Source organism: Pseudomonas sp. Irchel s3a18, assembly GCF_900187535.1.
Lineage (GTDB): Bacteria > Pseudomonadota > Gammaproteobacteria > Pseudomonadales > Pseudomonadaceae > Aquipseudomonas.
Window position 1 is genome coordinate 133201 of sequence record NZ_FYDV01000002.1, and the last position, 13708, is coordinate 146908.

Below are 13708 nucleotides of genomic sequence, written 5' to 3' on the forward strand. Positions count from 1 at the left end.
ACTATACTGCGCATCGCGAGGACGACCTCGCGGCTCGATCGAGTCATTAATCTGGGGACGGCCCCATCAATCGATGGAGGTTTCCATGTCCTGGATCATTCTGTTTTTCGCTGGCCTGTTTGAAGTCGGCTGGGCCGTTGGCCTGAAGTACACCGACGGCTTCACGCGCCCTCTTCCCACCGCCCTGACCGTTATCGCCATGGCTATCAGCCTTGGTCTACTGGGCCTGGCGATGAAGGAATTGCCGCTGGGAACGGCCTATGCGATCTGGACCGGTGTCGGCGCCATAGGCACGGTGATCGCCGGGATCATCCTGTTCGGTGAGTCCATGGCATTGTTCCGCCTAGCCAGCGTCGCGCTGATCATTGCCGGATTGGTCGGCTTGAAAGTCAGCGCCGCCTGACACACAAAAACGCCCGCGGATTGCGGGCGTTTTTTTATCCGGCATCCTTCAGCGAACCGCTCCCCGCAGCTCCCCCACCGCCGCTTGCAACTGTGCCGGTTGCGCCACTTGCGCCGCCATCGGCGGACCGGCGACCAGGGTTACCCGCGACCACAAACGGTGGAAAAAGCCCTTGTCCGGATCGCGACTGAAGAAACTGCCCCACAGCCCCTGCAGGGCCAATGGAATCACCGGCACCGGTGTCTCTTCCAGAATCCGCGTCAACCCGCCCTTGAACTCATTGATCTCGCCATCGGCGGTCAGCTTGCCTTCCGGGAAGATGCACACCAACTCGCCGTCTTTGAGGTACTGGGCAATGCGCTTGAAGGCACTTTCGTAGATCTGGATATCTTCCTGACGCCCGGCAATCGGAATCGTCCCGGCGGTACGGAAGATGAAGTTCAGCACCGGCAGGTTGTAGATCTTGTAATACATCACAAAGCGAATCGGCCGACGCACTGCCCCCCCAATCAACAAGGCGTCGACGAACGACACGTGATTGCACACCAGCAACGCCGCCCCCTCATCGGGAATCAGCTCGAGATTGCGGTGCTGCACGCGGTACATGGAATGGCTGAGCAGCCAGATCATGAAGCGCATGCTGAATTCAGGGACGATTTTGAAGATGTAGGCATTCACGCCGATGTTGAGCAGTGACACCACCAGGAACAGCTGAGGAATGGACAGCTCAGCGAGGCTGAGCAACACCATCGAGACGATCGCCGAAACCACCATGAACAGCGCGTTGAGGATGTTGTTGGCTGCGATCACCCGCGCCCGCTCATGCTCCGCGGTGCGCGACTGGATCAACGCATACAGCGGCACGATGTAGAAGCCGCCGAATACGCCCAGGCCGAGAATATCCAGCAGCACCCACCAGGCATGACCGAAGCCGAGCACTTCGACCCAGCCATGGCCTTGCTCGCTGGGCGCAATACCGCCGGAGTGCCACCACAGCAACAAGCCGAATACGGTCAGGCCAAAGGAGCCAAACGGCACCAGGCCAATCTCCACTTTGCGCCCGGAGAGCTTCTCGCAGAGCATCGAACCCAGCGCGATACCGACCGAGAACACCGTGAGAATCAGCGTTACCACCGTCTCGTCGCCGTGCATCCACTCTTTGGCGTAGGCCGGGATTTGCGTCAGGTAAATCGCCCCGACAAACCAGAACCACGAGTTGCCGACAATCGAGCGTGACACCGCCGGCGTCTGCCCCAGTCCCAGGCGCAAGGTCGCCCAGGACTGCCGGAAGATATTCCAGTCCAGCCGCAGTTCCGGGCTGGACGCCGCCGCACGAGGGATGCCGCGACTGGCCAGGTAACCCAGCACGGCGACACCGATGATCGCCGTCGAGACGATGGGCGCGTAGTCACTGGCCGACATCATGATCCCGGCGCCAATGGTCCCGGCCAGAATGGCCAGGAAGGTGCCCATTTCCACCAGGCCGTTACCGCCGACCAGTTCTTCTTCACGCAATGCCTGGGGCAGGATCGAGTACTTCACCGGACCGAACAGCGCCGAGTGAGTGCCCATCGCGAACAATGCCAACAGCATCATCCATAGATGATCGAACAGGAAACCCACGGCACCGACCGCCATGATGGCGATTTCACCGAGCTTGATCAGGCGGATCAACGCGTCCTTGGCGAACTTTTCACCGAACTGGCCAGCCAGCGCCGAGAACAGAAAGAACGGCAGGATGAACAGTAACGCACAGAGGTTGACCCAGATCGAACGATCACCCTCAAGGGTCAGCTTGTACAGAATGGCGAGAATCAACGACTGCTTGAAGAGGTTGTCGTTGAACGCACCCAGCGATTGGGTGACAAAAAACGGCAGGAACCGCCGCTTGCGAAGCAAGGTGAACTGCGAGGGGTGACTCATCTTCCATGTTCCCGAGTGGCCTGGATGCTCTTATAGGAATGTCACACAGCGATCCAGGCCACAACCATAGCTAAACTTTGCGAACTATTTCTTCAAACCGGCAATGCACGGCGAGACAAACAACTCACCACGCCAGGCGCCCTGCAGCGTGCGCCGGGAAACGATCAACCACATAATTGCCAATGCGATGACCAATACGCTGCCAAAAATACTGAAGAAGCTCAGGTTCAGCGTGCTCGCCAGTTTCAGCGTCGCCAGCGAGTAAACCCCCAGCGGGAAGGTAAAACCCCACCAGCCGAGGTTGAAAGGGATGCCTTCACGCAGGTAACGCAGGGTGATCAACACGGCCATGAGCATCCACCACAGGCCAAAGCCCCACAGCGTGATCCCGGCGATCAGGCCCAACCCGGCGGCCACTTCACCGATCCCCGGCAAGCCATTGGCGGCGAAGATCGCCGGCGCGTCACCGCCCAGCAGCAACATGCCCAGTGCCCCGGTACCAATCGGCCCCAGCGCCAGCCAGCTCGATGCCGCCATGCTCTCGTGGGGCAACTTGTGCAGGGCCATGCGCAATACGAGGATCGTCAGCACACTGAACGCCACCGGCAGCGAGAACGCCCACAACACATAGCTGGTGGTCAACATCACCAGCTGCCCATGAGCGTCGGCCAGGTGCGGTGCAAGTAGCCCGCCACTGGCTGCCGCGACTTCTGCCGCCACTACCGGCAACAGCCATACGGCCGTCATCTGGTCGATGCTGTGCTCCTGGCGGGTGAACATCATGTACGGGATCAGGATGCCGCAGGCCAGCGACATCGCAACGTCCAGCCACCACAACACCTCGGCCACCGGCACCACACCCTGCCCCCAGCGGGGCAAACCAAACACCAGCATGCCGTTGATGATGGTCGCCAGTCCCATGGGAATGGTGCCGAAAAACATCGACACGGTGGAATGCCCGAAAATCCTCCGCGCCTCGTCGAAGAACAATACCCAGCGCGCTGCATACAGACCACTGAACAGCAGGAACAGGAAGATATTGAACATCCACAAGCCTTCGGCGAAGGCATGCAGGCCGGGGATCGAGACTGGCAGCTGGGCGAGTGCTAACGCCAGCACCCCGGTGCCCATGGTGGCGGCAAACCAGTTCGGGGTGAACTGGCGAATGGCTTCCAGCGGATGGTGCAAATGACTCAAGGGTCGAACGAGGGTTTGGCTGCTGTTAGGGCATTGCATGATGAACTCCTGTCCTCGGGTGAGGTTGAGCCCATGGTAGAACTGAATCGAATATCTATATAACGGGTAATATCTCTAACTGTTATCTGTTTTGCAGATATAGAGCCTAGACACTGCCCTCCGCCTCTATCACCAGGACCCGGGCCGGCCCTTGCGGATGGGCAACGTGCTCGGTGCCCGCCGCTGCATAGAAGATATCGCCGACCTCCAGCATCGTGGACCGCTCGACACCGTTTTCCCGATAGCGCATCTGTACTTGTCCATCGAGCACGACAAACACTTCCTGGCCGTCGTTGACGTGCCAGATATAGGGCTGATCGGTCCAGTGCAAACGGGTGGTGATGCCGTTCATATTGGCGATATCCAGCGCCGCCCAAGGGCGGTCGCCGGTGAAGGACTGGCTGCGGATGATCTTCATGGCGGGGGCGTTCCTTCGATTAATCAGGGGCGGTCAAACGTCAGCTGCCAAGGCTAACTCAATCCCCACTGTCGTGGCTGGCGAAGGTGCCTTCAGCACCGGCACCCACGTTGCCGATATCCAGCTGCGACACCCCGCCACGCTGAGACCATGGTCGACACTGACGAAGCCTGTGCATCGTGCGAGACTGTCCGAACGGGCTGGAGTCCCGTGTGTCTTTTGCCGGGAGTTCCCATGTCGCTGTCCAGCGGGCTGATTGCCGCCGTCGCCCTGGCCTATATGGCCATCATGTTCGCCATCGCCTTCTATGGCGACCGCCGCAGTACGCCACTGCCGCCGCGAATGCGTGCCTGGGTGTACAGCCTGTCGCTGGCCGTCTATTGCACCAGCTGGACCTTCTTTGGCGCGGTGGGTCAGGCCGCCGAACAACTCTGGTCATTTTTGCCGATCTACCTGGGGCCGATCCTGCTGCTGCTTGGCGCGCCGTGGGTCCTGCAAAAAATGGTGATGATCAGCAAGCAGGAAAACATCACCTCGATTGCCGACTTCATTGCCGCGCGCTATGGCAAATCCCAGTCACTGGCGGTGGTGGTGGCCCTGATCTGCCTGGTCGGCGTGTTGCCCTATATCGCCTTGCAGCTCAAGGGCATTGTGCTGGGGGTCAACCTGCTGATCGGTGCGGGGGCCGATGCCATGGGCACCCGCGCCCAGGACACGGCGCTGATCGTGTCGTTGATTCTGGCGTTGTTCACCATCGTATTCGGAACCCGCAACCTCGATGCCACCGAACACCACCGAGGCATGGTGCTGGCGATTGCCTTCGAATCGCTGGTCAAGCTGTTCGCTTTCCTGGCGGTGGGAGCGTTCGTTACTTACGGCCTGTACGACGGTTTCGACGACCTGTTCGACCAAGCCATGCTCGCCCCTCGCCTGGAGCAATACTGGAAAGAAACCATCAACTGGCCCTCGATGGTGGTACAGACCGGCGTCGCGATGATGGCCATTATCTGCCTGCCCCGGCAGTTCCATGTCACGGTGGTGGAGAACATCGACCCCCAGGACCTGCGCCTGGCGAAATGGGTGTTCCCGGCCTATCTGGCGCTGGCCGCCCTGTTCGTGGTGCCAATCGCCCTGGCCGGGCAGATGATGTTGCCCAGCTCGGTGCTGCCTGACTCCTTCGTGATCAGCCTGCCGCTGGCCCAGTCCCATCCGGCATTGGCGCTGCTGGCATTCATCGGCGGCGCGTCAGCCGCCACCGGCATGGTGATCGTGGCCAGCGTGGCCTTGTCGACCATGGTCTCCAACGACATGCTGTTGCCATGGCTGCTGCGCCGCAAGAATGCCGAGCGGCCGTTCGAAGTGTTCCGTCACTGGATGCTGTCGGTACGCCGCGTCAGCATCGTGGTGATCCTGCTGCTGGCCTATGTGGCCTATCGCCTGCTCGGTTCGACGGCCAGCCTGGCCACCATCGGGCAGATCGCCTTTGCCGCGGTCACTCAACTGGCGCCGGCCATGCTCGGCGCACTGTACTGGAAACAGGCCAACCGCCGCGGGGTGTTTGCCGGTCTCGCCGCCGGGACCTTCCTCTGGTTCTACACGCTGATCCTGCCGATTGCCGCCCACAGCATGGGCTGGTCGCTGAACAGTTTCCCAGGGCTCGGCTGGCTGCACAGCAACCCGCTGAACCTGCCGATTACCCCACTGACCCAAGGGGTGGTGCTGTCGCTGGCCGGTAACTTCACCCTGTTTGCCTGGGTCTCGGTACTGTCGCGCACCCGGGTCTCGGAACACTGGCAGGCCGGCCGCTTCATCGGCCAAGAGATCAGCGCACGCCCCAGCGCCCGCTCGATGCTGGCGGTACAGATCAACGACCTGCTGCAACTGGCGGCGCGCTTTGTCGGCGAGGAACGCGCGCGGCAAAGCTTCATCCGCTTCGCTTACCGCCAGGGCAAGGGCTTCAATCCGAACTTGAACGCCGATGGCGAATGGATTGCCCACACCGAACGCCTGCTGGCCGGTGTACTGGGTGCCTCTTCGACCCGGGCCGTGGTAAAGGCCGCCATCGAAGGCCGGGAAATGCAGCTCGAGGACGTGGTGCGAATTGCCGACGAAGCCTCCGAAGTGCTGCAGTTCAACCGCGCACTGCTGCAAGGCGCGATCGAGAACATTACCCAAGGCATCAGCGTGGTCGACCAGTCGCTCAAGCTGGTGGCCTGGAACCGTCGCTACCTCGAACTCTTCAACTACCCGGACGGCCTGATCAGCGTCGGCCGGCCGATTGCCGACATTATTCGCCACAATGCCGAACGCGGCCTGTGCGGCCCCGGCGAAGCGGAAGTCCACGTCGCCCGACGCCTGCACTGGATGCGCCAGGGCCGCGCCCACACCTCCGAGCGCCTGTTCCCCAATGGCCGGGTGATCGAATTGATCGGCAACCCGATGCCAGGTGGCGGCTTTGTCATGAGTTTCACCGACATTACCGCGTTCCGCGAAGCCGAACAGGCGCTGACCGAAGCCAACGAAGGGCTGGAGCAGCGAGTCACCGAACGCACCCATGAATTGTCGCAACTCAATGTCGCCCTGACCGAAGCCAAGGGCACCGCCGAACTGGCCAACCAATCCAAGACCCGCTTTCTCGCAGCGGTCAGCCACGACCTGATGCAACCACTGAATGCGGCGCGCCTGTTCTCTGCCGCCCTCTCCCACCGCGATGAAGAGCTGTCGCCCGAGACCCAGCAGTTGGTGCAGCATCTGGACAGCTCGCTGCGCTCGGCCGAGGACCTGATCAGTGACCTGCTCGACATTTCGCGCCTGGAGAACGGCAAGATCAACCCGGACCGCAAACCGTTCATGCTCAACGAGCTGTTCGATACCCTGGGTGCCGAGTTCAAGGCATTGGCCCGCGACCAGGGCCTGGAATTCCGCCTGCGCGGCAGCCACCTGCGGGTCGACAGTGACATCAAGTTGCTGCGCCGTGTGCTGCAGAATTTCCTGACCAACGCCTTCCGCTACGCCAAAGGCCCCGTGCTGCTGGGCGTGCGCCGCCAAGGCGAGCAGCTGCGCCTGGAAGTCTGGGACCGGGGCCCGGGCATTCCGGAAGACAAGCGCCAAGTCATCTTCGAAGAGTTCAAGCGCCTCGACAGCCACCAGACCCGAGCCGAAAAAGGCCTGGGCCTGGGCCTGGCGATTGCCGACGGTTTATGCCGGGTGCTGGGCCATCGACTGCACGTGCGCTCCTGGTCCGGCAAAGGCAGCGTGTTCAGTGTCAGCGTACCGCTGGCCCGCGCTCAAGCCAGTGCGCCCGGTAAAGTGGCGGAACTCAACGGCCAGTTGCCGACCGGGGCACAGGTACTGTGCATCGACAACGAGGACAGCATTCTGATCGGCATGAACAGCCTGCTCTCGCGTTGGGGTTGCCAGGTGTACACCGCGCGCAATCGTGAGGAATGTGCCGCCCTGCTCAACGACGGCATGCGCCCGCAACTGGCGCTGGTGGATTACCACCTGGACGAGGGTGAGACCGGCACCGAGCTGATGGCCTGGCTACGTACCCAACTGGCCGAGCCGGTACCGGGCGTGGTGATCAGTGCCGATGGCCGACCGGAGATGATTGCCCAGGTGCACGCGGCAGGCCTGGACTACCTGGCCAAACCGGTGAAACCGGCGGCGCTGCGCGCCTTGTTGAGTCGGCATTTGCCGTTGTAGTCGACACTTCTGGGAAAGGACAGATAACCCGTGGCGAGGGAGCTTGCTCCCTCGTCACAGGGAAACCCGACTACTCGGGCAATTCGGCCAGGCCATCCACATCGGTCATCGCCCGCTCCAGCAAATCCGCCGGCAGGCTCTTGCTGGCCCGGGCGCCCAACAGCTTGAGCTGCTCGCTGCGGCTGACCAGGTTGCCACGGCCTTCGGTCAGTTTGTTGCGCGCGGCACTGTAGGCTTTATCCAGTTGCTGCAAGCGATTGCCGACCTCGTCCAGATCCTGAATAAACAGCACAAACTTGTCGTACAGCCACCCTGCACGCTCGGCGATTTCCCGCGCGTTCTGGCTCTGCCGCTCCTGCTTCCACAAGCTGTCGATGACGCGCAAGGTGGCCAGCAACGTGGTTGGGCTGACAATCACGATGTGTCGATCGAAAGCTTCCTGGAACAGGTTCGGCTCGGCCTGCAAGGCTGCCGAAAAGGCGGCCTCAATGGGTACGAAGAGCAACACGAAATCGAGGCTGTGCAGACCGTCCAGACGCTTATAGTCCTTGTCGGACAGGCCTTTGACGTGGTTGCGCAGCGACTGCACGTGCTGTTTGAGTGCGGCCTGGCCCACCGCCGTGTCGTCAGCGGCGACATACTGCTGATAGGCCGTGAGGCTGACCTTGGAGTCGACCACCACCTGCTTGTCGCCGGGCAGGTAAATCAGCACGTCCGGCTGGAAGCGCTCGCCATCCGGCCCCTTGAGGCTGACTTGCGTCTGGTACTCACGGCCCTTCTCGAGACCCGCGTGCTCCAGCACTCGCTCAAGAATCAGCTCGCCCCAGTTACCTTGGGTTTTCTGACCTTTGAGCGCGCGCGTCAGGTTGGTCGCTTCATCGCTCAACCGCAGGTTCAGTTGCTGCAAGCGCTCCAACTCCTTGGCCAGCGAGAAGCGCTCGCGGGCTTCGGCCTGATAGCTTTCCTCGACGCGCTTTTCAAAGGATTGAATGCGTTCTTTCAACGGATCGAGCAACTGCCCCAAGCGCTGCTGGCTGGTTTCGGCAAAGCGCTGCTCGCGTTCATCGAAGATTTTCCCGGCCAGTTCGGCAAACTGCGCGCGCAGTTCGTCCCGTGAGCCCTGCAGATCGTTCAGGCGCTGTTGATGGCTTTCTTGCTGCTCGCGCAACTCGGCATGGAGCGAGGCGGCCTGGGCGTCCAGGCGTCGCAATTCGGTTTCCTTGCTGCTGCGCTCGAGGTTCCAGGCATGGGCCGCGTCACGGGCATTGTCACGCTCGATCTGCAACAACTCGACCTCGCGGCGCACGGCAGCCAGGTCAGCTTGCTTGGCGGCGTTGGCCTGCCCCAGGTCACTGATCTCGTCGCGGCAGGCATCGAGCTGTGCATTAAGGCCGTCCTGCGCCATCTGCGCAGTGCTCAGGCGCTCTTGCAGCAGTGAAAACCCGGACTGTGCCAAACCCAAGCGTCGTTGCAGCTGCCACGCCAATACCAGCAATGGCAATGCAGCGCCCGCCAGCCCCAGCAACACACTGGTCAAGTCCACCGCCATGACGACTCCTGCCGAAGAATTAAAGCCCGAAGGTTAACCAAGCCATCGAGGCTTGGACAGCTCAGTCTTCGATCTGACCCAATTCGCGCTGGGCACGCCGGTCCCCGGCCCGAGCGGCCTGGCGCAGCAGGTCCTGGCCTATGCGGCGGTCCCGGGCATTGCCGCACTCGCGGCACATCAACTGGCCCAGGCGACTTTGCGCCGCCACCACACCTTCACGGGCCGGCGCCTTGAGCAAGTGGCCGGCAAGATGCTTGACGTTCGGGTTTTCCCCCAGGCGCGGACTGTCGAGCAACCATTCGGCCACACGCATCGTAAAGCGCTTGGGCGGGGTAACACTTGAGGGTACGTCGGTAACAGAGGTTGATACTGAGCGAAACTTCATAAAGCACTGTGGGGCAGACCGGAAGGCGCGCAACTTTACTCCTTTTTTCGTACAGGTAAAGCCGAAAAAAACCCTGCACGCCCGTCCTAGAGCAAGCGCTCGGGACAATCCACAGAAGCTGTGGATAACTCAGTGGACAACCCGCCCCGAACTCGCCAGAAGCCTTGTGGAATGGGGCCTGCGTTCAAACTGACGCTTTTTTCACCAGTAAAAAAAAGCGATGTTTTTCATTGACTTAAACTTTCACTACAGGCACCCACTGTGCTTGAGGGTGAAATGACAGAGCGGTGACAGCCTGCGCAACTAATGTGCACAAGTCCCGATGAGGCGGTTATATCGGCGCACTTTTTTCGTGCGGATGACAGCCAATCCGTAACACCCGGAGCGACTGTCCGCCGTTCAACCCTCGCTTGAAGCCGTTACCTCCCCGCATTTGTTGTCACAATTGTGTGCTGTCCCGCCGTGGCGCCGATTGACCGCCGGCTACCGAAGACCCCAGGACCTGTAACCAAATGTTTTTTGCCTAACACACTTCCATTCCACAATTCAATCCGTTAGTATCCCCGGCGTTAGTACCAAGCTGAAAGTCAATTCTGGTCGAACGACACCCGCGGTATACCTTCCCTAAAGAGAAGCCTCTACCGACACCACGGGATCGACCACCTCGATGGTTTCCAGGTAATGCTCGCGGCAACACGGCCTTTGAATCGAATGCAAAGGGTGTTGCGAAGCTCACTTACTCTGACCGAACCAACCTGCAAATTGATCAGGATCTTCACCCCGGGCCCAGAACCTTTGCCCTTGATGTGTTGCCTGCCCTCCTAAGTACCTACCTGCCGGCCCAAGCGCGCAAAAATCATAGCGCTTCAACTGGCTGCTTTGTTCCAGTCGGGTTCTTCGTTCGATCAATGGTGATCGACGTTACTGGAACGTTTTAACGTTGCACGGTTCTTATCCGTGTCATTTGTAGGAACACCTAATAACTATGTCTACTCAAATCCACACTCAGGATGCCATTCGCACCCTAACCAACGCCTTCGCACCAATGAACTGCCTGATCATGGCCGCTCGCAAAGGCTGCTTCAGCTTCACCCTGGTCAACGAACACGGCATCGCTCGTCACAGCGAACGCCTGTACCCCGACCAGTACTCCAGCGCCGAGCCGCTGCAGGCCGTGATCGAGCGTACCCGTCAGGCACTGGTTGCCTGAAACGCCAGAAAGGCTGAAAACCCTGAAAGCCCTGCTGAAAATGCAGGGCTTTTTATTGCCCGATGTTTCTCCAGCTGCGGTTCCGGTTTAAGTACCAACCGGTATAAGGTTTATAACTGGAAGCCGTAAATATTTTAAAAACAGTCCTTTACAGCGCGAAATTGACACTAGACTTCAACTCAAGCGGCCTGATCCGCTTCCGGCGAGCCTGAGTCAACCCACTGCTGCCAAGCCCACCCATTCAGGTATCGCCGCCCATTTCACATTCGAGGGTTTTATGGGTATCGCCGCCAGCGAACTGTGCCGCTTTGTGATCCGCCCCACGCTCATTTATCTGGGGCGCCACAGCACGACAGCTGAAGCCTTGCTACTGGGGGTCGCCGCCAGTCAATCCGCCCTGGGTTCCGCCCTGCATGACCGCCGTGGACACGGCCTGTACCGGATTGCCGAGCTTCGTCACCAGGCACTCTGGGATCACTACCTGGCGCGGGACCCGGATCGCGCCAGCCTGGTGCGTGGCCTCGCCAGCCAGCACGCCTTTCTCAGCGGCCCGCACCTGGAACTGACCGTCAACCTGCGCTACGCCACCGCCATCGCCTGGTTACTGATAGAAGAACAAAACACCCCCCTCCCCGAAGCAGATGATCTGCTGGGTATGGCGCGAATCTGGCGCCAGACCTTCCAGCCTCAAGGACGCCTGCGCGATTTCACCTGCGCCTGGCAAGCCTGTGTATCACCCGTGAATCAGATCGCCTGCTGAGCAGCCAAAACTGCAAGATCGTAAAAAAAGCCGCGATTCTGGTCGGATTGTCCTACAAAACCGCTCTATCTCAAGGCATACAGCCTATGGCGCTGAAGCAAAAATGTTGGTAATTTCCGCCCCGGTGATCACCGGGAGTTCTAATAATGAAAAAAGTAATGCTCAAAACCACACTTGGCCTAGCCGTTACCATGGCATCCACGCAGATCTTCGCAGCTGGCTTCGCCATCAACGAGCAAAGCATCAGTGGGATGGGTACTGGATTCGCCGGGCGTTCTTCTATCGCAGATGATGCAAGCACCATTTTCGGTAACCCTGCCGGCATGTCGCGCCTCAAGCGCGAACAAGTCACCGGCGGTGTCGCCATGCTCGACGCTCACACCGATATCAACCATGCCACCTCCAGCCCCAATGGCGGCACCAACCAAGGCGACATGGTTCCGTTCATCGCCGTGCCAATGGGCTACTACGTCAAGCCAATCGATGACCAATGGGCCGTCGGCGTCGGCATGTATGCCCCGTTTGGCCTGGTCACCGACTACGAGAACGGTTTTGCCGGTAAATACTTCGGCAGCAAGAGTGATGTAAAAGTCGTCACCCTGCAGCCAACCGTTTCCTACGCGTTCAACGACAAGGTTTCCATCGGTTTTGGTCCAACCATCAACCGTATCGAAGGGACCCTGGAGTCCGACCTGTCGATTACCCAGGCTGCGCCTGACGGTCACGTGCGCATCAAGGGCGACGACACCGCGCTGGGCTACAACATCGGTGTCCTGGCACAACTGACCGACAGCACCCGTGTCGGCCTGACCTACCACTCGAAAGTGAAGTACAAGCTCGAGGGCAACACCAAGATCAACTACGGCTTGCTGCCGCTGGCAGGCCAGAGCAAGGACCAGAAGTACGACGCGACCCTGGACCTGACCACGCCTGAATCGGTGGACTTCTCGGTGACTCACGAGCTGGACGACCAGTGGACCCTGTACGCAGGCAGCACCTGGACCCGCTGGAGCCGCCTGAAAGAAATCACCGTCGAGAACAAAGGCGTTCCAGGCGTACTGGGCGGACAATTCGGCGAAATCACCGAAGAACAGAACTGGCACGACACCTGGGCTCACGCCATCGGTGCTTCGTACCAGCTGAACAAGCAGTGGGTCCTGCGTACCGGCCTGTCGTTTGACCAGGCACCGACCAACAACGTGGATCGCTCCCCGCGCATCCCGACGGGCGACCGCAAGATCTTCAGCCTGGGCGCTGGCTGGAGCCCGACCGATGACCTGACCATCGACCTGGCCTATTCCTACCTCAAGGAAGAAGCGGTCAAGGTCAACAACAGCAACGACCGTGGCCAAAGCTACAACGCCAAGTATGAAAACTGGGCGAACGGCTTCGGTGTCGGCGCGACCTACCGCTTCTGATTCACGGCGAGCCTGAAGGGCTCGCTCGCTTGAATCGCAAAAAAGCCCCGCTCTCTGGCACAGAGGCGGGGCTTTTTAGTGGACGCCGATCAGGGTTTGGAAGCCAGCGCCTGCTCTATGGCCTGGATGAATTCGGGGTTATCGGGCTTGGTCAGGCTGGAGAAGTTCGCGATCACCTTGCCCTGGCGATCGACCACATACTTGTAGAAATTCCACTTCGGCGAACTGCTTTGCTCGGTCAGGATCTTGAACAGATGCACAGCGTCGGGGCCACGGACTTTCTGCACCTCGGTCATGGTGAACGTCACGCCGTAGTTCACGTAGCAGACCTTGGCTGTCTCGGCGCCGTCCCCGGACTCTTGCCTGAAGTCATTGGACGGAACGCCGAGCATCTCCAGCCCTTGCCCCTTGTAACGCTGGTACAGCGCCTCAAGGCCTTTGAACTGAGGGGCGAAACCACAGAAGCTGGCCGTGTTGACCACCACCAGCGGTTTACCCGCAAAGCGCTGGCACAGGTCGATGGAGTCTTTGGCATGCAACCGGGTCAACGACCCCGAATACAACGGCGGACACTCGGCCGCCAGTGCCGAACCTGCCACGGCCAGAACAAGAGCGGGAACAGCCAGCCAGCGCAGTGGCATATCGAGCAACCTCAAGAAATCGTCAGGGGGCGACGGTACTCGCCCACCCCCGCCCGTAGC

General features: G+C 60.2%; 11 protein-coding genes. 5 read left to right on the forward strand and 6 right to left on the reverse strand.

Going from position 1 to position 13708, the window contains the following annotated elements:
- Nucleotides 1-85: 85 nt before the first annotated feature.
- Complete coding sequence (gene sugE, locus CKW29_RS03725) at nucleotides 86-403, forward strand: quaternary ammonium compound efflux SMR transporter SugE (protein WP_095078382.1); 318 nt, start codon at nucleotides 86-88, stop codon at nucleotides 401-403.
- A 48-nt stretch (nucleotides 404-451) separates the two neighbouring features.
- Here sugE and CKW29_RS03730 read toward each other — a convergent pair whose 3' ends face one another.
- The 3 genes from CKW29_RS03730 to CKW29_RS03740 form a co-directional block, all read right to left on the reverse strand.
- Entirely contained in the window at nucleotides 452-2326 is a 1875-nt protein-coding gene (locus CKW29_RS03730) for an MFS transporter (protein WP_095147962.1), read from the reverse strand.
- An 84-nt stretch (nucleotides 2327-2410) separates the two neighbouring features.
- Complete coding sequence (locus CKW29_RS03735; protein WP_095144008.1) at nucleotides 2411-3562, reverse strand: TDT family transporter; 1152 nt, start codon at nucleotides 3560-3562, stop codon at nucleotides 2411-2413.
- A 106-nt stretch (nucleotides 3563-3668) separates the two neighbouring features.
- Nucleotides 3669-3980, reverse strand: a complete 312-nt coding sequence (locus CKW29_RS03740) for a cupin domain-containing protein (protein ID WP_095144009.1) — start codon at nucleotides 3978-3980, stop codon at nucleotides 3669-3671.
- Nucleotides 3981-4214: 234 nt separating this feature from the next.
- On the opposite strand from CKW29_RS03740, the gene CKW29_RS03745 reads away from it, so the two are divergent.
- Nucleotides 4215-7685, forward strand: a complete 3471-nt coding sequence (locus CKW29_RS03745; RefSeq protein WP_095147963.1) for a PAS domain-containing hybrid sensor histidine kinase/response regulator — start codon at nucleotides 4215-4217, stop codon at nucleotides 7683-7685.
- 70 nt (nucleotides 7686-7755) lie between these two features.
- Here CKW29_RS03745 and rmuC read toward each other — a convergent pair whose 3' ends face one another.
- Together rmuC and CKW29_RS03755 are read right to left on the reverse strand one after the other, a co-directional pair.
- On the reverse strand, nucleotides 7756-9120 hold the full coding sequence (gene rmuC, locus CKW29_RS03750) for a DNA recombination protein RmuC (protein ID WP_176465282.1): 1365 nt from the start codon (nucleotides 9118-9120) through the stop codon (nucleotides 7756-7758).
- 175 nt (nucleotides 9121-9295) lie between these two features.
- The gene (locus tag CKW29_RS03755) at nucleotides 9296-9619 is read right to left on the reverse strand and encodes a sel1 repeat family protein (RefSeq protein WP_095144073.1); all 324 of its coding nucleotides are present in this window, start codon (nucleotides 9617-9619) and stop codon (nucleotides 9296-9298) included.
- Between the two features lie 985 nt (nucleotides 9620-10604).
- On the opposite strand from CKW29_RS03755, the gene CKW29_RS03765 reads away from it, so the two are divergent.
- The 3 genes from CKW29_RS03765 (at nucleotide 10605) to CKW29_RS03775 (ending at nucleotide 13007) form a co-directional block, all read left to right on the forward strand.
- Nucleotides 10605-10829, forward strand: coding sequence for a hypothetical protein (locus CKW29_RS03765; RefSeq protein ID WP_007898912.1), 225 nt, complete (start codon nucleotides 10605-10607; stop codon nucleotides 10827-10829).
- 277 nt (nucleotides 10830-11106) lie between these two features.
- Nucleotides 11107-11589, forward strand: a complete 483-nt coding sequence (locus CKW29_RS03770) for a hypothetical protein (RefSeq protein ID WP_095078389.1) — start codon at nucleotides 11107-11109, stop codon at nucleotides 11587-11589.
- Between the two features lie 146 nt (nucleotides 11590-11735).
- Nucleotides 11736-13007 (forward strand): OmpP1/FadL family transporter, encoded by a 1272-nt coding sequence (locus CKW29_RS03775; RefSeq protein ID WP_095147965.1) that lies wholly within the window; start codon nucleotides 11736-11738, stop codon nucleotides 13005-13007.
- Between the two features lie 89 nt (nucleotides 13008-13096).
- Here CKW29_RS03775 and CKW29_RS03780 read toward each other — a convergent pair whose 3' ends face one another.
- Nucleotides 13097-13648, reverse strand: a complete 552-nt coding sequence (locus tag CKW29_RS03780; RefSeq protein WP_095144013.1) for a glutathione peroxidase — start codon at nucleotides 13646-13648, stop codon at nucleotides 13097-13099.
- Nucleotides 13649-13708: the final 60 nt, after the last annotated feature.

Coding starts and splice junctions, on each gene's coding strand:
- CKW29_RS03765 (WP_007898912.1), top strand. CDS start 10,605: ATGTCTACTCAAATCCACACTCAGGATGCCATTCGCACCCTAACCAAC.
- CKW29_RS03780 (WP_095144013.1), bottom strand. CDS start 13,648: ATGCCACTGCGCTGGCTGGCTGTTCCCGCTCTTGTTCTGGCCGTGGCA.
- CKW29_RS03740 (WP_095144009.1), bottom strand. CDS start 3,980: ATGAAGATCATCCGCAGCCAGTCCTTCACCGGCGACCGCCCTTGGGCG.
- CKW29_RS03770 (WP_095078389.1), top strand. CDS start 11,107: ATGGGTATCGCCGCCAGCGAACTGTGCCGCTTTGTGATCCGCCCCACG.
- CKW29_RS03775 (WP_095147965.1), top strand. CDS start 11,736: ATGAAAAAAGTAATGCTCAAAACCACACTTGGCCTAGCCGTTACCATG.
- CKW29_RS03735 (WP_095144008.1), bottom strand. CDS start 3,562: ATGCAATGCCCTAACAGCAGCCAAACCCTCGTTCGACCCTTGAGTCAT.
- CKW29_RS03745 (WP_095147963.1), top strand. CDS start 4,215: ATGTCGCTGTCCAGCGGGCTGATTGCCGCCGTCGCCCTGGCCTATATG.
- sugE (WP_095078382.1), top strand. CDS start 86: ATGTCCTGGATCATTCTGTTTTTCGCTGGCCTGTTTGAAGTCGGCTGG.
- CKW29_RS03730 (WP_095147962.1), bottom strand. CDS start 2,326: ATGAGTCACCCCTCGCAGTTCACCTTGCTTCGCAAGCGGCGGTTCCTG.
- CKW29_RS03755 (WP_095144073.1), bottom strand. CDS start 9,619: ATGAAGTTTCGCTCAGTATCAACCTCTGTTACCGACGTACCCTCAAGT.